The sequence below is a fragment of the Streptomyces sp. MNU76 genome, from assembly GCF_020982545.1.
GTDB lineage: Bacteria > Actinomycetota > Actinomycetes > Streptomycetales > Streptomycetaceae > Streptomyces.
The window spans coordinates 237,735-256,747 of the sequence record NZ_JAJKLK010000024.1 but is presented as its reverse complement, the minus strand read 5'-3'; the positions used below and the strand labels follow the sequence as shown (position 1 = coordinate 256,747).

General features: G+C 71.0%; 19 protein-coding genes and 2 pseudogenes. 15 read left to right on the top strand and 6 right to left on the bottom strand.

What is annotated here, in order from left to right; translation table 11 throughout:
- Positions 1–123 precede the first annotated feature (123 nt).
- On the top strand, positions 124–489 hold the full coding sequence (locus E4N62_RS39385; protein ID WP_230222399.1) for a hypothetical protein: 366 nt from the start codon (positions 124–126) through the stop codon (positions 487–489).
- On the opposite strand, the gene E4N62_RS39380 is transcribed toward E4N62_RS39385, so the two are convergent.
- The gene (locus E4N62_RS39380; RefSeq protein ID WP_230222878.1) at positions 476–739 is read right to left on the bottom strand and encodes an SHOCT domain-containing protein; all 264 of its coding nucleotides are present in this window, start codon (positions 737–739) and stop codon (positions 476–478) included. The genes E4N62_RS39385 and E4N62_RS39380 overlap by 14 nt on opposite strands.
- A 216-nt stretch (positions 740–955) precedes the next feature.
- Between E4N62_RS39380 and E4N62_RS48985 the strand changes: the two genes are divergently transcribed.
- From E4N62_RS48985 to E4N62_RS39350, 6 genes and pseudogenes are all read left to right on the top strand, one after another.
- Positions 956–1,450 carry a beta/gamma crystallin domain-containing protein gene (locus E4N62_RS48985; RefSeq protein ID WP_230222397.1) on the top strand — a complete coding sequence of 165 codons (495 nt, stop codon included), beginning with the start codon at positions 956–958 and terminating at the stop codon, positions 1,448–1,450.
- Between the two features lie 175 nt (positions 1,451–1,625).
- Positions 1,626–2,243 carry a nucleotidyltransferase family protein gene (locus E4N62_RS39370; RefSeq protein WP_230222395.1) on the top strand — a complete coding sequence of 206 codons (618 nt, stop codon included), beginning with the start codon at positions 1,626–1,628 and terminating at the stop codon, positions 2,241–2,243.
- Complete coding sequence (locus tag E4N62_RS48980) at positions 2,227–2,676, top strand: BON domain-containing protein (RefSeq protein WP_308186126.1); 450 nt, start codon at positions 2,227–2,229, stop codon at positions 2,674–2,676. The genes E4N62_RS39370 and E4N62_RS48980 overlap by 17 nt, the downstream gene beginning before the upstream one ends.
- The gene (locus E4N62_RS39360) at positions 2,673–3,428 is read left to right on the top strand and encodes a metallophosphoesterase (protein WP_230222393.1); all 756 of its coding nucleotides are present in this window, start codon (positions 2,673–2,675) and stop codon (positions 3,426–3,428) included. Before E4N62_RS48980 ends, E4N62_RS39360 begins: the two co-directional genes overlap by 4 nt.
- Before the next feature lie 160 nt (positions 3,429–3,588).
- On the top strand, positions 3,589–3,969 hold the full coding sequence (locus E4N62_RS39355; protein WP_230222391.1) for a hypothetical protein: 381 nt from the start codon (positions 3,589–3,591) through the stop codon (positions 3,967–3,969).
- A gap of 87 nt (positions 3,970–4,056) precedes the next feature.
- Positions 4,057–4,746, top strand: a pseudogene (locus E4N62_RS39350) (DUF6766 family protein).
- A 22-nt stretch (positions 4,747–4,768) separates the two neighbouring features.
- Here E4N62_RS39350 and E4N62_RS39345 read toward each other — a convergent pair.
- Positions 4,769–6,667: an ABC transporter ATP-binding protein gene (locus tag E4N62_RS39345; RefSeq protein ID WP_230222873.1), complete on the bottom strand. Its 1,899-nt coding sequence runs from the start codon at positions 6,665–6,667 to the stop codon at positions 4,769–4,771.
- Between the two features lie 149 nt (positions 6,668–6,816).
- Between E4N62_RS39345 and E4N62_RS39340 the strand changes: the two genes are divergently transcribed.
- From E4N62_RS39340 to E4N62_RS39330, 3 genes are all read left to right on the top strand, one after another.
- Entirely contained in the window at positions 6,817–7,779 is a 963-nt protein-coding gene (locus E4N62_RS39340; protein ID WP_230222388.1) for a lysylphosphatidylglycerol synthase transmembrane domain-containing protein, read from the top strand.
- A 268-nt stretch (positions 7,780–8,047) separates the two neighbouring features.
- On the top strand, positions 8,048–9,130 hold the full coding sequence (locus E4N62_RS39335; protein ID WP_230222386.1) for a mechanosensitive ion channel family protein: 1,083 nt from the start codon (positions 8,048–8,050) through the stop codon (positions 9,128–9,130).
- A 200-nt stretch (positions 9,131–9,330) separates the two neighbouring features.
- Complete coding sequence (locus E4N62_RS39330) at positions 9,331–11,550, top strand: NADP-dependent isocitrate dehydrogenase (RefSeq protein WP_230222384.1); 2,220 nt, start codon at positions 9,331–9,333, stop codon at positions 11,548–11,550.
- Between the two features lie 104 nt (positions 11,551–11,654).
- On the opposite strand, the gene E4N62_RS39325 is transcribed toward E4N62_RS39330, so the two are convergent.
- A complete protein-coding gene (locus E4N62_RS39325) occupies positions 11,655–12,623 on the bottom strand; it encodes an alpha/beta hydrolase (protein WP_230222382.1) in 969 nt (322 codons plus the stop codon).
- 225 nt (positions 12,624–12,848) lie between these two features.
- On the opposite strand from E4N62_RS39325, the gene E4N62_RS39320 reads away from it, so the two are divergent.
- On the top strand, positions 12,849–13,343 hold the full coding sequence (locus E4N62_RS39320; protein ID WP_308186125.1) for a MarR family transcriptional regulator: 495 nt from the start codon (positions 12,849–12,851) through the stop codon (positions 13,341–13,343).
- Here E4N62_RS39320 and E4N62_RS39315 read toward each other — a convergent pair.
- Positions 13,340–14,323, bottom strand: a complete 984-nt coding sequence (locus E4N62_RS39315) for an aldo/keto reductase (RefSeq protein ID WP_230222379.1) — start codon at positions 14,321–14,323, stop codon at positions 13,340–13,342. The two genes, E4N62_RS39320 and E4N62_RS39315, sit on opposite strands and share 4 nt — an antisense overlap.
- Before the next feature lie 113 nt (positions 14,324–14,436).
- Between E4N62_RS39315 and E4N62_RS39310 the strand changes: the two genes are divergently transcribed.
- Positions 14,437–15,471, top strand: a complete 1,035-nt coding sequence (locus E4N62_RS39310; protein WP_374117185.1) for a glycoside hydrolase family 43 protein — start codon at positions 14,437–14,439, stop codon at positions 15,469–15,471.
- Between the two features lie 56 nt (positions 15,472–15,527).
- Here E4N62_RS39310 and E4N62_RS39305 read toward each other — a convergent pair whose 3' ends face one another.
- A complete protein-coding gene (locus tag E4N62_RS39305) occupies positions 15,528–16,070 on the bottom strand; it encodes a peptidoglycan-binding protein (protein ID WP_230222377.1) in 543 nt (180 codons plus the stop codon).
- 94 nt (positions 16,071–16,164) lie between these two features.
- On the opposite strand from E4N62_RS39305, the gene E4N62_RS48340 reads away from it, so the two are divergent.
- From E4N62_RS48340 to E4N62_RS39295, 3 genes and pseudogenes are all read left to right on the top strand, one after another.
- A complete protein-coding gene (locus E4N62_RS48340; RefSeq protein WP_268270315.1) occupies positions 16,165–16,290 on the top strand; it encodes a hypothetical protein in 126 nt (41 codons plus the stop codon).
- A gap of 48 nt (positions 16,291–16,338) precedes the next feature.
- Positions 16,339–16,494, top strand: a pseudogene (locus E4N62_RS39300) (helix-turn-helix domain-containing protein); the annotation flags it as partial.
- 421 nt (positions 16,495–16,915) lie between these two features.
- Positions 16,916–17,650 (top strand): peptidoglycan-binding protein, encoded by a 735-nt coding sequence (locus tag E4N62_RS39295; protein ID WP_230222375.1) that lies wholly within the window; start codon positions 16,916–16,918, stop codon positions 17,648–17,650.
- A 76-nt stretch (positions 17,651–17,726) separates the two neighbouring features.
- Here E4N62_RS39295 and E4N62_RS39290 read toward each other — a convergent pair whose 3' ends face one another.
- The gene (locus E4N62_RS39290) at positions 17,727–18,920 is read right to left on the bottom strand and encodes an ABC transporter ATP-binding protein (protein ID WP_230222373.1); all 1,194 of its coding nucleotides are present in this window, start codon (positions 18,918–18,920) and stop codon (positions 17,727–17,729) included.
- Between the last annotated feature and the right edge of the window lie 93 nt (positions 18,921–19,013).

Sequence of the window (19,013 nt, the reverse complement as noted above, 5' to 3'; positions counted from 1 at the left end):
ACCGGAGCGCGCGGGCTCCGTCTCCGGACTGTCCGAGACCCGCGCCGAGTTCGGCGGCGCTCTCGGTATCGCGGTCCTCGGCAGCATCGGTGCCGCCGGGTACCGCCGGTCCATGACGACGACATGCCGTCGGGCATCCCCGAGGCGGCGCGCGAGGTCGCGCACGAGACGCTGGGCGGGGCCGTCCAGGTCACCGGACAGCTGCCGGCGGACCTCTCCGGACTCCTGCTGACGGCGAGCCGGGAGGCGTTCACCGAGGGCATGCGGATCGCCTGCGGCACGGCGGCCGGAGTGATGTGCGTGGCCGCGGTGCCGGCCGCTCTGCTGCTGCGTCATCTGCGGATCGACGGCCCGTCGGCCGGGCATCCGCACACCGCGGCTTCAGGTGCGCGCGGCCATGACGCCGAGCTCTCCCCTCGCCGAGGCGACCGGGCGATCCGCCAAGCGGAGGGGCCGCAGCCGGAGCGGGCGGCGTTCAGGGTTTGGTGAGAGGGCCGGCGTGCAGGACGTTCAGGCGGCGCCGGTACTCCTCCTCGTCGATCTCCCCTCGGGCGAACCGCTGTCCGAGAACCTCCTCGGGTGTCTGCGGCGCGGCGGGACCGTGGGTGTGTTCCTGGGGCCGGTTCAGAGCGCGGAAGAGCAGCACGCCCGCCGCGATGACCAGCGCCCAGAAAAGGATCATGCTGGCGGACATCGCGAACCAGCCCCATCCGCTGACGTCGTGGCCGTACCAGAACATCGCCATGCACCTGCTTCGGATCGTTCGGCGATCGGGTGCGGGCCCGGAGCCCGGCGCCCTGGGGAGCCTGTGTCCTCAGGGGCATCGTCCCTCGGCCGGGAGGCGGCGCGCTGGGGCCGGACGTCCCGACCGGATGGGCCGTTCAGCCACCACCGGGCACGGGCGGCCGGGTGGCGGCTGTCAGGAGGCGGACGGAGTACAACGGGTGGCGGTGACGTGCGGGGCGGCTGTCCCCCTGCGGCGTACTCCGTCGCGGCCCGGCCCACGTGGTTCGACCACGCCGGTGAACTCGTCGTGGTGGACGGCCCCATCACCTGGGAGACCCCGTGGCACACCGAGGGCGGGTTCAGCCATCGCGTCCCCGCGGGTCGCCATCCGGTGTACGTGGGCTGCCTCGCGTATCCCCCGGACGGCGAGGATCCCGACGCGCTCTGGCTGACCGTCACCATGCTCGTCATACCGCTGGCCGAGCCCGCCCGGATCGAGACGGCGGACGGCGAGACCTCGCGGATGCGGTGTTGCGCGAACGCCGGAGAGGCCGACCCGCTCTCCACGAACTGGGGGGTCACGCGGATCTCGACCGGCGACAACCGCGTCCAGTGGTACGGGGACGGCAGGTGGCAGCCCGCCCAGGCCATCGACAGGTGGACCGTCTACACCTGGCCGAACCATCCCGGTGGGGTGCGCATCAACAAGGTCAGGATCCTCTGAGGCACCGGCCGCCGGACCACGGGGCCCCGACCGAAGCAGGCTCGTGATGATCGCCGGTGTGGAAGGGAAAGCGAGATCCAGGTCGGTAGCCCCTCGCGGTACGTGGTCACCAGCGGCTTCAGGTCGCGCACCCGCACATCTGGCCGTCGGCCCCGGTCGCACTATCGTGGAGGGCATGGGCGATCTCGCCGGCCCGGACGACGACGGGCTCCCTCCCGATCGGACCCAGGCCATCCTCGAAGCGGCCAAGGAGGTCGCTTCCCTGCTCAAGGCCGGTGGGCATCCCTTCGCGCTGGCGGGCGGCGTCGCGGTGTACGCCCATGGCGGCCCCGGGACGCTCCAGCACGACGTCGACTTCTGTGTGCTGCCGGAGGACGTCGAGGCGGTCACCGGCACACTGGAGGCGGCGGGGCTGACCGTGGTCGAGCCGCCCGAGGACTGGCTGGTGAAGACCCGGAGCCAGGGCCAGGAGGTCGACCTGATCTTCCGGCCGTCGCGGGCTCCGGTCAGCCGTGAGCTGCTGGACCGGGCGGAGGTGCTGTCGGTCCAGTCCGTGTGGATGCCCGTGCTGGCGGTGACGGATCTGCTCATCGGGCGTCTCCTGGCGTTCTCCGAGCACTACTGCGACTTCGGTGCCGTGCTGCCGCTCGCCCGGACCCTGCGCGAGAAGATCGACTGGGGCCGGGTGCGGCAGGAGTGCGGTGGCGAGCCGATGCCGGCGGCCTTCCTCTTCCTGCTGGAGCGCCTCAACGTGATCGAGCCGGAGGAGACCGGCGATGGCGACAGGACATGACCACCACCCGCGGACGAACGGCCCGAACGGCCCAGGACGCCGCGCCGCAGAACCACCGGCGGACGACCCGACACACCCCGCCGCACAACCACCGGCGGACGGGCCGGGGCACCGCGCCCCACACCCACCGGGCGACGGCGGCGCACAACCATCGGTGGGCGGCCCGGAACACCCCGCCGCGCACCCGCCGGCGCACACCGAGTACCGCATAGCCCACCTGGAGGAGCGGCTCGCCCGGAGTGATCTGGCCGAGCTCGGGATGCGGATCGAGGCGCGCGGCGACGCCGTGCACATCACCGGCACGGCGTCCACCGCGGCCGTTCGCGAGGCGATCCTGCGGCTGGCGGCGGAGGAGCTGCCCGGCGTGCCCGTACGGGCGGACATCACGCTGGCCGACGTCACCGCCCCGGACCGTCCCGAGGAGCTGTCGTGATCCGGGTCGCGGCCGTCGGGGACATCCATCTGGGGCCGGACAGCCGGGGTCTGCTCCGCCCGGCGTTCGACACCCTGCCCGACCACGCCGACCTGCTGCTGCTCGCCGGGGACCTGACCCGGCACGGCACACCGGAGGAGGCGCGGGTCGTCGCCGACGAGGTGGCGGGGCTGCCGGTGCCGGTGATCGCCGTCCTCGGCAACCACGACCATCACGCCGAGCGCCCCGAGGACGTAACGGCCGTGCTGCGGGACGCGGAGGTGACCGTGCTGGAGGGCGAGGGTACCGTCGTTCCGGTCGACGGCGTACGGGTGGGGGTCGCCGGGACCAAGGGGTTCGGCGGCGGTTTCGCCGGGCGCAGCGGCAGCGAGTTCGGCGAACCCGAGATGAAGGCCTTCGTCCGTCACACCCGAGGGCTCGCGGACGGTCTGCGTCGCGCGCTGGACGAGTTGGCGGAGGACGGCTGCGCGGTCCGTATCGCGCTCACCCACTTCTCCCCCGTCCCGGACACGCTCGTCGGTGAACCGCTGGAGATCTATCCCTTCCTGGGCAGCTACCTGCTGGCCGAGGCGATGGACGAGTCCGGTGCCGACCTCGCCGTCCACGGCCACGCCCATCTGGGCACCGAGCACGGCATCACCAGCGGTGGGGTGCGGGTGCGCAATGTGGCCCAGCCGGTGATCCGGCGTGCCTTCGCCGTGTACCGGTTGCCGGTGGACGGGGAGCGCGGCGCGGGCGGGGAGGGTTCGTAGCGCCGGTTGCCCCGGCCGGGGACGGCGGTCCGGGTCCGACGCGCGGCACCCGGGTGCGGGTCCGGCGGCGGGCTTACCGTCCGTCGACATGCGTGCGGACGGCCGGACGGGAGGTCCCGGATGCCCTGGCGGTGGCGGTGGGGGGGTCGCTGCGGGTGCCGTGGTGCTGCTGACGGCCGGCTGCGGATCGGTCGAGCAGCGGCGTACGGCGGCCCGGGACGCGGCCGTCGGCTTCGAGCGGGCGCTGGGCGCGCAGGACGAGGCCGCCGTGTGCGCGGTGCTGGCGCCGGGTGTCCGGGACGAGCTCGAACAGTACTCGGGGACCCCGTGCGAGGACGCCGTCCTGGAGGAGGACGTTCCGTTCGTCGCGGCGGCCGAGGACGAGGTGGAGGGCGTCGATGTCGCCGGACGCCAGGCCCGGGTGGAGTTCTCGGCGGACACCTTGTTCCTGTCGCGGTTCTCCGACGGGTGGAAGGTCCTCGCCGCCGGGTGCGCCCCGCGTCCCGAGCGGCCGTACCAGTGTCTGCTGAAGGGTGGGTGAGGACGTCGTGCGCGTCATGTTCGCCCTGTGCCTGCTGGTGATCGCGGGCGGTCTGGCCTACTGCGTCACGCTGGGGGTGCTGCACCGATGACCGGATCCGTACGGCGGTTCTTCCGGGACAACGGTCTGGGGCTCACCTTCCTGACGCTGTTCGCCCTCGCCCTGGTCGGCCAGGCGTTCGCCGGTCACGCCGACTTCGACAACCGGCTCGCGGCGGAGGACCTCCAGCGGATCTCGCTCGGCGAGTAAGTGACATCGTCGGACTTCGCGGTCGACGTGATGGAGAACTGGCAGTCCGAGTACCTGCAGTTCTTCCTGTACGTCTTCCTGACGGTCTGGCTGGTGCAGCGCGGCTCACCGGAGTCCAAGCCCCCGGACGGCATCGGGGTCGAGTCGGACGAGGAACAGCGGGTGGGACCGCACGCGCGCCCCGACTCCCCCCGCTGGGCGGCGGCCGGCGGCCTGCGCCTGAAGCTGTACGCGAGTTCGCTGGGGTATGTCATGGGGGCCGTGTTCGTGCTGTCGTGGCCGGCCCAGTCGATCACGGGTGTGGCGGCGTACAACGAGGAACAGCTGCGGGAGCTGCAGGCGCCCGACAGCTGGTCCGAGTACGTCGTCTCCGCCGACTTCTGGAACCGTACGCTGCAGAACTGGCAGTCCGAGTTCCTCGCCATCGCCTCCATGGCGATCCTCTCGATCTATCTGCGCCAGCGCGGTTCCCCGGAGTCCAAGCCGGTCGGTGCCGCCCACGCGACGACCGGCGTCGAGGGCGGCTGAACCCCGGGAGACCGCACGGTCCCTAGGCCGCCGCCACCGGTGCTTCCTCGCCGGGCTCGTGGTCCGTCGACCTCGCGAACTGCGTCCGGTACAGCTCCGCGTACCGTCCGCCCGCCGCGAGCAGTTCCTCGTGCCGGCCGCGCTCCACGATCCGGCCCGCCTCGACGACGAGGATCTGGTCGGCGGTCCGCACGGTCGACAGACGGTGGGCGATGACCAGGGCGGTCCTGCCCTCCAGCGCCTCGGCGAGCGCCTCCTGCACGGCGGCCTCCGAGGTGTTGTCGAGGTGCGCGGTGGCTTCGTCGAGGATGACGACGCGCTGACGGGCCAGGAGCAGCCGGGCGATCGTCATGCGCTGCCGTTCACCGCCCGAGAGGCGGTAGCCGCGCTCGCCGACGACGGTGTCGAGTGCGTCGGGCAGGGAGCGCACCAGGTCGTCGAGCCGGGCCCGGCGCAGGACGTCCCACAGGTCGTCGTCGCCGGCGTCGGGGCGGGCGAGGAGCAGGTTGGCGCGGACGGTGTCGTGGAAGAGGTGGCCGTCCTGGGTGACCATGCCGAGGGTGCCGCGCAGCGACGCCGCGCTGAGGTCGCGTACGTCGACGCCGCCGATCCGGACCGTGCCGGCGTCCGCGTCGTAGAGCCGGGGCAGCAGTTGGGCGACGGTGGACTTGCCGGCGCCGGAGGAGCCCACGAGGGCGACGGTCTGGCCGGGTTCGGCGCGGAAGGAGACGCCGTGCAGGACCTCGGTGCCGCCCCGGGTGTCGAGCGAGGCGACCTCCTCCAGCGAGGCGAGGGAGACCTTGTCGGCGGAGGGGTAGCCGAAGCGGACGTCGTCGAACTCGACGGCCACCGGGCCCTCGGGCACCTCGCGGGCGTCCGGTTTCTCCGCGATGAGCGGCTTGAGGTCCAGTATCTCGAAGACGCGCTCGAAGCTCACCAGGGCGCTCATGACCTCGACGCGCGCCCCCGCCAGCGCGGTCAGCGGCGCGTACAGCCGGGTCAGCAGCAGGGCCAGGGACACGATCGCGCCCGCGTCCAGGGTGCCGCGCAGCGCGAACCAGCCGCCGAGGCCGTACACCAGGGCGAGCGCGAGGGCCGAGACGAGGGTGAGGGCGGTGATGAACGCCGACTGCGCCATCGCCGTGCGGATGCCGATGTCCCGTACCCGGCGGGCCCGTTCGGCGAACTCGGCGGACTCGTCGTCGGGCCGGCCGAAGAGCTTGACCAGGGTGGCGCCGGGTGCGGAGAAGCGCTCGGTCATCCGGGTGCCCATGGCTGCGTTGAGGTCGGCCGCCTCCCGCTGGAGCCGGGCCATGCGCCGGCCCATCCGCCGGGCGGGGACCACGAAGACGGGCAGCAGGACGAGCGAGAGCAGCGTGATCTGCCACGAGAGCGTGAGCATCACGGCGAGGGTGAGCACCAGCGTGACCAGGTTGCCGACCACTCCGGACAGGGTGTTGCTGAACGCGCGTTGCGCGCCGATGACGTCGTTGTTGAGACGACTGACGAGCGCTCCCGTACGAGTACGTGTGAAGAACGCGACCGGCATGCGCTGCACATGATCGAAGACGGCGGTCCGCAGATCGAGGATGAGACCCTCGCCGAGCGTCGCCGACAGGCGTCGGCCCAGGAGTCCGAGCGCCGCCTCGGCGACGGCGATGACGGCGATGAGCACGGCAAGGCGGACGACGTGGTTCTCGTCCCCGCCCGAGACGATCACGTCCACGACGTTCCCCGCGAGCACCGGCGTCGCCACGGCGAGCAGCGCGGTCACGACGCCGATGCCGACGAACCACGCGATACGGCGACGATGTGGACGGGCGAAGGCACCGACGCGCCGTAGCGTGGTCCGGGCGAGGGGGCGGCTGTGCCGCTGGGCTGTCATCATGCCCTGCAGCTGGGTCCAGGCGGTGGTCTCCATACTCATGGGGAAGAAGCTAGAACCTCGACCAAAGTTGAGGTCAACCGTATTTCGGCGCACGCCGGAGTGCGGTGAAGTCCGCCGCCGGTCGACCGCCGTCCGCGCGCCCGCAACCCTCTGTTGGCCGGGCGCGGAGAGTCTCTCCCGGTGTGACAGCGACACAGCTCCCACGGCCGCTCACCGCACGCGTTCCGGTACGGCGGGTCCTCTGCCTGCTCCCCCTCGCGCTGGTCCTGGTGGTCGCCGTGCGGCACCGTTCCGTACTCGTCGAGGGCTTCGAGCGTCTCGCGACCGCGCGGTGGCCATGGCTGGTCGCGGCGGCCGGCGTGACCTGTCTGACCTGGGTCGCGGCGGCCGTGACGCGGCAGGGCGCGCTCGTCGAGCGGTTGCCCGCCGGGCGGTTGCTGGCCACCCAGTTCGCGGCGGGCGCGGCGAACCATCTGCTGCCGACGGGTCTGGGCGCGAGCGCGGTGAACCTGCGGTTCATGACGGTGTGCGGGGTCCCCCTGTCCCGTTCGTCGGCGGCGCTCGCGCTGTATCTGCTGGCGGAGTCCGTCGCCCGGGTCGGCCTGCTGCTGGCCCTGTTGACGGCGTTCCCCCGGGCCCTGCGCCTCGGCCCGCTCCTGCCCGCTGGCACGTCGACTCCCCTGCTGGTGACGGCGGTTGTCGTGGGGTGCGGAGCCGTGGCCGCGGTTCTCCTGGTACGGCGGCTGCGTGCGGCCGTGTCGGGTTTCGTACGCACGGCCCTGCGCGAGGCCCGCGCGGTGCACGCGCGACCGGCGCGGGTGCTGGCGCTGTGGGGCGGCTCGCTGGCGTTCCCCGCACTCCAGGCGGGCGTACTGGTCACCGTGGGGCTGGCGTTGGGGCTGCACATCCCGGTGACGCACATGGCGCTCGCCTATCTCGCCGCCACCGTCGCGGTCGCCCTCGTCCCGACGCCGGGGGGCCTCGGTTCGGTGGAGGCCGCGCTCGTGGTCGCGCTGGTGGCGGCCGGTGGCCCTGTGGCCGTGGCGACCGCGGTGGTGCTGGCGTTCCGGATCGTCACGGTCTGGCTGCCGTTGCTGCCGGGGGCGTTGACGCTCGGTGCGCTGGTCCGGCTGAAGGTGATCTGAAGAGGAGGCCGTCGTACCGCCGAGCACATCCGGACATTCCCTGAAGGCGCGGGGCCCTCGTCGGCCGATCCGCGCAGGTCCGGTGCCGATCAGCCGTGCGGATACGGCAGGATGAGCGGTCGCGCCCGACGCCGTACACGCGTCCGGGCGGGCGAGTACACGCACTCTTGATTCGAGCAGGTGGCAAGGTGACGACACATCACATACGGCCCTCGGGACACGACATACGGTTCCCCGGCCGCTCCCCGCGTCCCACGGGAGGCGAGCGATGACCCGGACCCTCACCCTCGACGACTGTCTCGTGGCCGGAATCACCCTGGTCGCGGGCCTGTTGGCCGCGTTCCTGCTGCGGCTGCTGCTGCGCTGGCTCGGCGGCCACGCGACGAAGACCCGCTGGAGCGGTGACGACGTCATCGTCGACACGCTGCGCTCACTGGTGCCCTGGAGCGCGTTCGTCGGCGGGGCGGCGGCCGCCGGAGCGGTGCTGCCGCTGACGAAGACCGTGCAGCGCAACGTGAACCAGTCGCTGACGGTGCTCTTCATCCTCGTCGCCACGGTCACGGCGGCCCGGGTGATCGCCGGTCTGGTGCGCACGCTCGCCCAGTCCCGGGCCGGTGTCGCGGGCTCGGTCACGATCTTCGTGAACATCACCCGGGTCACGGTCCTCGCGATCGGTGTCCTGGTGATCCTCCAGACCCTGGGCATCCCGGTCGCCCCGCTGGTCACCGCCCTCGGTGTCGGCGGTCTCGCGGTGGCGCTGGCCCTCCAGGACACCCTCGCCAACCTCTTCGCGGGCATCCACATCCTCGCCTCGAAGACGGTCCAGCCGGGCGACTACATCAAGCTGAGCAGCGGCGAGGAGGGCTATGTCGTCGACATCAACTGGCGCCAGACGACGATCAAGTCACTCTCCAACAACCTGGTGATCATCCCCAACGGTCAGCTCGCCGGCACCAACATGACCAACTTCAACCAGCCCGAGCAGGACATGACGCTGCTGGTGCAGGTGGGGGTCGGCTACGACAGCGACCTGGAGCACGTCGAGCGGGTCACCAACGAGGTCATCGCCGAGACGATGAAGGAGGTCGAGGGCGCGGTTCCCGACCACGAGCCGGCCGTGCGGTTCCACACCTTCGGCGACTCGCGCATCGGGATGACCGTGATCCTGGGGGTCGGGGAGTTCAGCGACCAGTACCGGATCAAGCACGAGTTCATCAAGCGCCTGCACAGGCGGTACCGGGCGGAGGGGATCAGCGTGCCGGTGCCGCGGCGGGCGATCACGTTGCAGACGGCTGGGGGGAGCGTGGAGATCCCTCATCAGCGGGAGTCCTCCGTCGAGGTCGCGTCGTAGGGGACGGTTGTCGAGTGCGGGTCCGGTGGGGCTTCTCGCGCAGTCCCCCGCGCCCCTGAGAAGCAGGGGCTGCGCCCCTGCTTCTCCACCCCGGCGACCCCGCACCCGACAACGCGCCCTCTCCCGCCCCTGTCGAGTACCTCCCCCGTACGAGATATCTTGATGTCGAGCAATGTTGCAGACGTGGAGCGGAGCACCCGGTGACTGACTCGACCATCATCTATACGCACACGGACGAGGCGCCCGCCCTGGCGACCCACTCGTTCCTGCCCGTGATCAAGGCGTACGCCTCGCAGGCCGGTGTCTCCGTCGAGACCCGTGACATCTCGCTGGCCGGGCGCATCATCGCCGTCTTCCCGGAGTACCTGGAGGAGGGCCAGCGCATCCCCGACGCCCTCTCCGAGCTGGGCGCGCTGGCCAAGACGCCCGCGGCGAACATCATCAAGCTGCCGAACATCTCGGCGTCCATCCCCCAGCTGAAGGCCGCGATCACCGAGCTGCAGGGCCAGGGCTACGCGCTGCCGGACTACCCGGACGACCCGAAGTCCGACGAGGAGCGCGAGATCCGCGCCCGCTACGACAAGATCAAGGGTTCCGCCGTGAACCCGGTCCTGCGTGAGGGCAACTCGGACCGCCGCGCCCCCGCCTCGGTCAAGAACTACGCCAAGACCCACCCGCACCGCATGGGCGCCTGGTCGTCGGACTCGAAGACGAACGTCGCGACCATGGGCGAGAACGACTTCCGCTCCACCGAGAAGTCCGCGGTGATCTCCGAGGCCGGCTCGCTGAAGATCGAGCTGGTCGGCGACGACGGCTCCACCACCGTGCTGCGCGAGTCCGTACCCGTCCTCGCGGGCGAGGTCGTCGACGCCTCCGTGATGCGCGTCGCCGCGCTGCGCGAGTTCCTGACCGCGCAGGTCGCCCGCGCCAAGGCCGAGGACGTCCTGTTCTCCGTGCACCTCAAGGCCACGATGATGAAGGTCTCCGACCCGATCGTCTTCGGTCACGTCGTGCGCGCCTTCTTCCCGAAGACCTTCGCGCAGTACGGCGAGACGCTGGCCGCGGCCGGTCTGTCCCCGAACGACGGTCTGGGCGGCATCTACAAGGGCCTTCAGGCCCTGCCGGAGGGCGCCGAGATCAAGGCCTCCTTCGACGCCGAGCTCGCCGAGGGCCCGGCCCTGGCGATGGTCGACTCCGACAAGGGCATCACCAACCTGCACGTGCCGTCCGACGTCATCGTCGACGCCTCGATGCCCGCCATGATCCGCACCTCCGGTCACATGTGGGGCCCGGACGGCCAGGAGGCCGACACCCTCGCGGTGCTCCCGGACTCCTCGTACGCGGGTGTCTACCAGGTCGCGATCGACGACTGCCGCGCCAACGGCGCCTACGACCCGTCGACCATGGGCTCCGTCCCGAACGTCGGCCTCATGGCGCAGAAGGCCGAGGAGTACGGCTCCCACGACAAGACCTTCGAGATCCCGACCACCGGCACGGTCCGCCTCGTCGACCAGGCCGGCAACGTCGTCATCGAGCAGACGGTCTCCGCCGGTGACATCTTCCGCGCCTGCCAGACCAAGGACGACCCGATCCGCGACTGGGTCAAGCTGGCCGTCACCCGCGCCCGCGCCACCGGCGACCCGGCCGTGTTCTGGCTGGACGAGACCCGCGCGCACGACGCCAACCTGATCGCCAAGGTCAACGCCTACCTGCCGGAGCACGACACCGAGGGCCTGGACATCCGCATCCTCGCCCCGGTCGAGGCCACCAAGCTGTCGGTGGAGCGCATCCGCCGCGGCGAGAACACCATCTCGGTGACCGGCAACGTGCTGCGTGACTACCTCACCGACCTGTTCCCGATCCTGGAACTGGGCACCAGCGCCAAGATGCTGTCGGTGGTCCCGCTGATGGCGGGCGGCGGCCTCTTCGAGACGGGCGCCGGCGGCTCCGCCCCGAAGCACGTCCAGCAGCTGGTCAAGGAGAACTACCTGCGCTGGGACTCCCTCGGCGAGTTCTTCGCCCTGGTCCCGTCCCTGGAGCAGTACGCGACGGCCACCGGCAACACCAAGGCCAAGGTCCTCGCCGACACCCTGGACCGCGCCACGGCGACCTTCCTCAACGAGGACAAGTCTCCCTCGCGTCGCGTCGGCGGCATCGACAACCGCGGCAGCCACTTCTACCTGTCCCTGTACTGGGCCCAGGAGCTGGCCGCCCAGACCGACGACGCCGACCTGGCCAAGGCGTTCGCCCCGCTCGCCGAGACCCTCACGGCGAACGAGCAGCGCATCGTCGACGAGCTGATCGCCGTCCAGGGCAAGCCGGCCGACATCGGCGGCTACTACCAGCCCGACCCGGCCAAGGCCGCGGCGGTCATGCGCCCGTCCGCCACCTGGAACGAGGTGCTGGCGAACTTCGCCTGAGCCTCGCCGCAACCCCCCGTGCGGACCATCCGGTCCGCACACCGCCGCCCCGGCCGGGATCACTCCCGGCCGGGGCGGCGTGCTGTCGCGGGGGCGTACGACGGTCAGACCGTGCCGAGCGCCGAGCGCAGGGTGGCGATCGCCTGGCCGATGGCGGCCTCGGCTGCGTGCGTCCCGCGCAGGGCGTTCAGCATGACGAAGTCGTGGATGATCCCCTGGTAGCGCACGGCGGTCACCGGCACCCCGGCCTCGCGGAGCTTGTCGGCGTACGCCTCGCCCTCGTCGCGCAGGACGTCGGCCTCGGCGGTGATCACGAGGGCCGGCGGCAGCCCCCGCAGCTGCTCCGCCGTGGCGCGCAGCGGTGAGGCGGTGATCTCGGCGCGCTCCTCCTCGCCGGTCGTGTACTGGTCCCAGAACCACCGCATGGCGTCGCGCCGCAGGAAGTAGCCCTCGGCGAACCGGCGGTAGGAACCGGTGTCGAAGGCCGCGTCGGTGACCGGGTAGAAGAGCACCTGCTGGACCAGGGGCACATCGCCCCGCTCCTTGGCCATCAGGGTCAGCGCGGCGGTCATGTTGCCGCCGACGGAGTCACCGGCCACGGCGATCCGGGTGGCGTCGAGGCCCCGGTCGGCACCCTCGGCGACGATCCAGCGGGCCACCGCGTAGTTCTGCTCGACGGCCACCGGATAGCGGGCCTCGGGCGAGAGATCGTACTCGGGGAAGACGACCGCGGCCCGCGCGCCCACGGCCAGCTCGCGCACCAGCCGGTCGTGGGTGTGGGCGTTGCCGAACACCCAGCCCGCGCCGTGGATGTAGAGGATCACCGGCAGCACGCCCCCGACGCCCGCCGGGCGGACGACACGGGCCCTGACCTCGCCGGTGGGCCCGCCCGACACGGTCACCCACTCCTCGTCCACGGCCGGCTTCGCGATGTCGCCCGACTGCACCTCGTCGACGACCTTGCGGCCCTCGACCGGCCCGAGGTCGAAGAGGTACGGCGGATTCGCGGTCGCCTCGACGAAGGCCGCGGCGGCGGGTTCGAGGACGGGACGGGGGGCGGTGGTCTCGGTCATGACGATCTCCTCGCGAGAGGTGCGACGGGTGCGACGGGCAGGTTGAGGCGATGCCCTTCGCCGGACGGGCGGCACAGCCAAGACAGTAGCGCTCAATTAAGTCGCGCACAACTAATATGTACACGATTCACTGTCGCCCGATCCATTAGTGCCCGATAGAGTGGGATGACCCGCGGGTAGGGTGGGAGATCGTCATGCGAGAGCACGGGACCGAGGAGCGACACCGTGAGCACAGCCGGCGACATCGCGACCGCTGCCGGGGCGGAATCGGCACGGGGGCACACACTGCTCCTGGACGACCAGCTCTGTTTCGCCCTGTACGCCGCCTCGCGGGCGGTGACCGCCCGCTACCGGCCCCTGCTGGACGAGCTGGGGCTTACCTATCCGCAGTACCTGGTCATGCTGGTGCTCTGGGAGCAGGACTCGATCTCCGTGCGGGACCTGGGTACGGCGCTCCAGCTGGAGTCCAGCACCCTCTCCCCGCTCCTGAAGCGCCTGGAGGCCGGCGGCCTGCTGCGCCGCGAGCGCCGTACGGACGACGAGCGCTCCGTCTCCATCCGCCTCACCGACGCCGGCGCCCGGCTGGAGCAGCGGGCCCGGACCGTCCCCGTGGACATCGGCGAGGCCATGGGGCTGTCCCCCGAACAGCACACCATGGCCAAGCAGTTGCTGCGGCTGCTCACGGCCAACGTCAGCCAGGGCCGACCCGGACACGGCTAGTGTGCGGCGTCCAGCCGGGCCCGCTGCTCCTCCGTCAGCTCCAGCTCCACCGCGCCCAGGTTCTCCTCCAGTTGGTCGAGCGACGACACCCCCGCCAGCGGGACGATCGGGAACCGGCCGCTCAACTGCCAGGCCAGCACGACCTGGTTGACCGTCGCGCCGGTCTCCCGTGCCACCTGGCCCAGCACCTTCAGCCGGGCGGGGGTGCCGGGGTGGTCGTAGTCCGACGCAAGGGTGTCCGGCCGTACGTAACCGCCCTTGAGCAGGGGCGAGTAGGCGACCAGGGTGAGGCCGGGCTCGGCCTCCAGATAGCTCAGCAGTTCGGCGGTGGCCGCGCCGAGGGTGCCGTCGGCCCAGAGATCGCTGGGGACGTCGGTGCGCGGGCGCAGATGGCTGTGGTGGTACTGGAGCACCTCGTAGCCGGGCAGCCCGGCCGCAGCGGCGAGGGCGCGGGCCCGCTCCACCCGCCAGACGGCGTGGTTGCTCGCGCCGAGCAGTCCGACCGCGCCCTCGGCGACGAGTTCCGCGAACCCCTCGACGGTCTCCCGCGCCGTCACCGTACGGTCCTCGATGTGGGCGTAGAGCAGGTCCAGCCGCTCCACGCCGAGGCGTTCCCGGCTGCGTTCGGCCGATTCCCGGATCACCTTCGCCGACAGGCCCTCGGCGTTGTCGACGTAGCCGGTGCCGGGTGCGAGGGGGCGGGCGCCGAGCTTGGTGGCGATGACGATCTCCTCGCCGACGCCCCGGCTGCGCCGCCACCGGCCGAGCAGTTCCTCGCTCTGGCCGCCCTGTCCGCCGTCGATCCAGAACGCGTAGTTGTCGGACGTGTCGATGAAGTTCCCGCCCGCCTCGACATAGCGGTCGAGCAGGGCGAAGGAGGTCTTCTCGTCCGTCCGCGAGCCGAACAGCATCGCGCCGAGCGCGAGCACGCTCACCTCGCGGCGGGTCGCCGGATCACTGCCTATCGTGCGGTACTTCATGCTGCCGTCTCCCGTTCCGCCCGGCTCTCGGGCCCGAAGGGGAGTCTTCAACTTGAAGCGCACGCGAAGTCAACGCCCTTCGCCGGCCGATCTCCGGTCACTATCCTTCGACCGTGACCGAAACCGAACCCATTCGCCTCGCGGACCTGCGGCTTCCCGACATGCCGTTGCACGATCCGTTCGTCGTCGCCGACGCCGAGACCCGTACGTATCACCTCTACACGTCCAACGATCCTGCCGTCTCGGGTGTGGACGGGACCGGCACGATGGTCTACCGCAGCACCGATCTGCGGGACTGGACGCGGCCGGTCGTGGTGTTCCGGACGGAGGAGCAGGAGGGAATCTGGGCGACGGACGGCGCGTGGGCGCCGGAGGTGCACGCGTGGGACGGCAGGTACTACCTGTTCACCACGCTGCACGACGAGGGGAAGCCGCTCAAGGTGCCACCGGCCGGCCGGTACGGCACGCCCTTCCAGCTCCCGAACCATATGCGCGGCACGGTCACCGCGGTGTCCGACTCGCTGCTGGGCCCGTTCACCGTCGTGGACCCCACGCGTCCCACCCCGCCCGAGCACCTCATGACCCTCGACGGCACGCTGTACGTCGACGCGGCCGGGCAGCCCTGGATGGTGTACGCGCACGAGTGGCTGCAGACCGTCGACGGCACGATGGAGGCGATCCGGCTGGCCCCGGATCTGGCCCGCACTCTCGGGGACCCGGTCTTCCTGTTCAAGGCCTCCGACGCGTCCTGGCTCACCGACCAGATCCCCGGCGGAGTGCCGCACCAGCTCGCGCCGTACATCACCGACGGCCCTCAGCTGTACCGGACGCCCGACGGCTCCCTGCTGATGCTGTGGTCGACGTACGAGAAGAACGTGGCCGGTGACGACGGCACGATCAGCGGCGGCTACGTACAGACCTACGCGGTCTCCAGGTCGGGCGACTTCACCGGGCCGTGGGACCAACGGCGGCCGCTGGTCCGGGAGGACAGCGGCCATGGCATGCTGTTCCACACCTTCGACGGCCGGTTGATGATGATCGTCCACCGCCCCTTCGAGAACGCCCGCGGCAAGCTCTACGAGGTGCGGCTCGACGGCGACGAACTCAGCGTGCTGCGCCGCCGTGACGACCTCGACGGAGGCGGTTGAGCCCGACCGCGACACCCCCCTGGCCGCGGTCGGGCGCCGCCGGACGCGCAGGAGGATCAGGTGCAGGACAGGTAGTTGTAGCCGGCGAGCCGCGTGTTGCCGTCGCCGTCGGGGAAGCTGTAGTTGCCGTCCGCGTTGCGGCTGAGGTTGAAGTCGCGCACGATCCCGTCGTAGCGCAGGTTCGCGGTGTAGCCGTCGGCGGTGCTGCCGGACACGAAGTAGAGCCACTTGTCCATGTGGCCGAAGGTCTCCTGGCCGACCGATCCGTCGACACCGAGGGCGAAGTACCTCTGGAGGTCCTCGGTCGCGGCCTTGGTCCTGGAGCCGAACTTGCCGTCGATGTGCGCGGCGGAGTTGAGGAAGCCGTCCGCCCAGAGGATCTTCTGCCACAGGCAGGTGGCGTTGGAGTTGGTGTTGGTGCCGGTCGACAGGATGCCCTCGTTGCCCCAGTCGTCGGTGTAGCTGTCGGCACCGTAGACGTAGGCGAGCCCGCTGTACGTCCCGCTCGCGGCGGCCGGCGTGGTCCCGAGCGCGAGGGTGGCCGTGGCCACGACGCCGACGGTGCAGGCGGCCAGCTTGAATCGCGTGCGCAAGCTCATGGGAGTCCTCTCTTCGAGCCACCGGACCGGTGCCCGGCGAGCACCGCAGACTCTGGCGACGAGGGAGCCGGCGCGGCAAGGAAAACCGCAGGTCATGGGAGAGCGGGATGCCGTCGTCCGCGCCGCCTGGGCGTTTCCCGTGGCTCTGGGACGCCGGTGGGACATCGGCGAGGCATGCACCGAACACGCACACGGCGAACACAAGATGCGCACGGGGTGAAAATGCTCTAGGGTCCGATCTCCAACTGACCGACTGCTAGGGGAACTTGTGAAAGCCACCGTCGATCCGGAACGATTCGCGGCGTTCCTGCGGTCGTTGAAGGAGCGGTCGGGCCTGAGTTACGAGGCGCTCGCCCAACGCACCGGCAGCAGCAGATCCTCCCTCCACCGCTACTGCTCGGGTTCGTACGTGCCGCCGGACTACGGCCCTGTGCACCGCTTCGCGTTGATCTGCGGAGCCTCCCCGACCGAATTGCGAGAACTCCACCGGCTCTGGGCAGTGGCCGACATGAGCCGGATGCGCGCCGAGGGCGAAGGCGAGAGGGAAGCCGAGGGGGAAGGGAAAGCGGAAGGGGAGGGGCAGGCTCCGGAAGCGGGTCGGCCCGCCACGAGACCGGACGGGACGGAACCGGCTCCGACGGCGGTCACGGAACCCGGGTCGATGACGGCGGAACCCGTGTCGACGGCGGCGGCCGAAACCGGCCTGCGGCGGCCGGGACCGTGCTGTCGACGGCCGGGGCCGTGGCGACCGTGGACGAGACCGCACCTCCGGCGGCCGGGAGCGCGGCCACCACGGCCGGGACGGTGCCTACGGCGGACGGGAGGGCGGGGCACAGGCCGGGGCGGTGGCGGTCACCCCCTGGCGCCGACGTGCGCTGCTGATCCTCGGTCTCTGCTTTCTCCTCCTGGTGGCCGGCGGGACCTGGATCACGCTGGCGACCCGTCAGCAGGACGCCGCCGAGGACGCGGACGACGGACGGCTGCTGTTCTCCGCCGCGTGCGCGGAACCGGTCGGCATGGGCCAGCACGACACCTGCGTCAAAGAGGTGCAGCGACTGCTCGCCGCGGCCGGCGCGGACATCTCCGTGGACAGCTCCTTCGGACCGCAGACCCTGCGCCGCGTCACCGCGTTCCAGGTGCTGCACGGCCTCGACCCGGACGGCGTGGTCGGCACCGAGACGAAGCGGGCGCTCTACGACCCGAAGGCGCGTATACGGAGTTGGTCGCCGAAGAAGGTACGCCAACGCGTCCGGCAGGTGTTCGCGGAGGACCCCGACCACGCGGTCGCGATCGCCGACTGCCAGTCCTTCCTCGACCCTCTCCACATCCTGCCGAACACCAACGGCACCAGGAACTGGGGCGTCTTCCAGATCTCCGACACCCGGCTGCGCGAACTCGGCGGCACCCCGCGCAAGGCCCTGGAACCGGAGTGGAACATCCAGGCGGCCCACCGCCTGTGGAAACGCGCGGGCGACTTCGGCGACTGGCCCTACTGCGAGCGCGCGTACACCGAGTCCTCCTCCTCGAAGCCCTCCGCAGAGCCCTCCTCGAAGCCCTCCGCCTTGGAGCCCTCCGCCTGAACGGAGAAAGCCGTACCCATCGCACCGGTACGGCTTCGGGCCTGCCGCCGCGCGCCGTCTTCCGCCTTCCGCGTCGTCAGTCCGCGCTCTCCCTCATCGGATGCGTGAGGTTCGCTCCGGTCGCCGGGTCGAACACATGAGCCTTGGCCATGTCGACCCGCAGCTCCAGCGGTTCGCCCTCGCGGGCACGCGTGGCGGCGTCCAGTCGGGCCACGATGTTCTGTGTGTCGGCGCCGGTGTCGCGCAGCCCCGAGTCCTTGGCGAGCTCCTCCAGTTCGGTGGTCGTCGCGGGGCCGCCCTCCGCGCTGAAGTAGACGTACGCATCGGAGCCCAGTGACTCCATCACCTCCACGGTGGCGGTGAAGACCGGCCCCGTCCGGTCCTGGCCATGTGACAGGGCCACGTCCTCGAATGCCTCCGGCCGCAGCCCGACGATGACCTCGCGGGGCGCGTCCTGACGTTCCAGCGCCTGCCTCGTCCGGTCGTCGAGGGTCAGGTCGCCCAGGGACGAGCGCAGGGCACCGCCCTCCAGGGTGGCGTTCAGGAAGTTCATCGCCGGGGAGCCGATGAAGCCCGCGACGAAGATGTTGCGCGGCAGGTCGTACAGGTCGGCGGGCGTGCCGATCTGCTGGACCAGTCCCTGCCGCATGACCACGACGCGGTCGCCGAGCGTCATCGCCTCGGTCTGGTCGTGGGTGACGTACACGGTGGTCGTGCCGAGGCGCCGCTGCAGCCGGGAGATCTGAGTGCGCATCTGTACCCGGAGTTTGGCGTCCAGGTTGGACAGTGGCTCGTCCATCAGGAATGCCTTGGGATCACGGACGATGGCCCGGCCCATGGCCACCCGCTGGCGCTGTCCGCCCGAGAGGTTGGCGGGTTTGCGTTCCAGGTGATCGGTGAGGTCGAGGATGCGGGCGGCCTCCGTCACCTTGGCGGCGACGGTGTCCTTGTCCACCTTGGCCAGACGCAACGGGAAGCCCATGTTCTCCCGGACGTTCATGTGCGGGTACAGGGCATAGCTCTGGAACACCATGGCGACGTCGCGTTCCTTGGGGGCGAGGTCGTTGACGACTCGGTCGCCGATGCGCAGGGTGCCTTCGGTGATGTCCTCAAGTCCGGCGATCATGTTCAGGGTGGTGGACTTGCCGCATCCCGACGGACCGACCAGGATCACGAACTCGCCGTCGGCGATCTCGAGGTCCACGTCCCGCACGGCGACGGCCCCGTCGGGAAAACGCTTGGTGACTCCCTCGAGGATGATCTCGGCCATGGATGGTGCCTCCTTGCCTTCATGCCTTCCGGGTCCGAGTACCGCCGTCCGGTGTCCGGTGTCCCGGACCGGGCCCGTCCGCCGCGGTCTTCC

Bases quoted from the DNA above. Each gene is read 5' to 3' on its own strand.
- E4N62_RS39385 (WP_230222399.1), top strand. From the start codon at position 124: ATGCCGTCGGGCATCCCCGAGGCGGCGCGCGAGGTCGCGCACGAGACG.
- E4N62_RS39380 (WP_230222878.1), bottom strand. From the start codon at position 739: ATGTTCTGGTACGGCCACGACGTCAGCGGATGGGGCTGGTTCGCGATG.
- E4N62_RS39370 (WP_230222395.1), top strand. From the start codon at position 1,626: ATGGGCGATCTCGCCGGCCCGGACGACGACGGGCTCCCTCCCGATCGG.
- E4N62_RS48980 (WP_308186126.1), top strand. From the start codon at position 2,227: ATGGCGACAGGACATGACCACCACCCGCGGACGAACGGCCCGAACGGC.
- E4N62_RS39345 (WP_230222873.1), bottom strand. From the start codon at position 6,667: ATGGAGACCACCGCCTGGACCCAGCTGCAGGGCATGATGACAGCCCAG.
- E4N62_RS39335 (WP_230222386.1), top strand. From the start codon at position 8,048: ATGACCCGGACCCTCACCCTCGACGACTGTCTCGTGGCCGGAATCACC.
- E4N62_RS39325 (WP_230222382.1), bottom strand. From the start codon at position 12,623: ATGACCGAGACCACCGCCCCCCGTCCCGTCCTCGAACCCGCCGCCGCG.
- E4N62_RS39315 (WP_230222379.1), bottom strand. From the start codon at position 14,323: ATGAAGTACCGCACGATAGGCAGTGATCCGGCGACCCGCCGCGAGGTG.
- E4N62_RS39305 (WP_230222377.1), bottom strand. From the start codon at position 16,070: ATGAGCTTGCGCACGCGATTCAAGCTGGCCGCCTGCACCGTCGGCGTC.
- E4N62_RS48340 (WP_268270315.1), top strand. From the start codon at position 16,165: ATGGGAGAGCGGGATGCCGTCGTCCGCGCCGCCTGGGCGTTTCCCGTG.
- E4N62_RS39290 (WP_230222373.1), bottom strand. From the start codon at position 18,920: ATGGCCGAGATCATCCTCGAGGGAGTCACCAAGCGTTTTCCCGACGGG.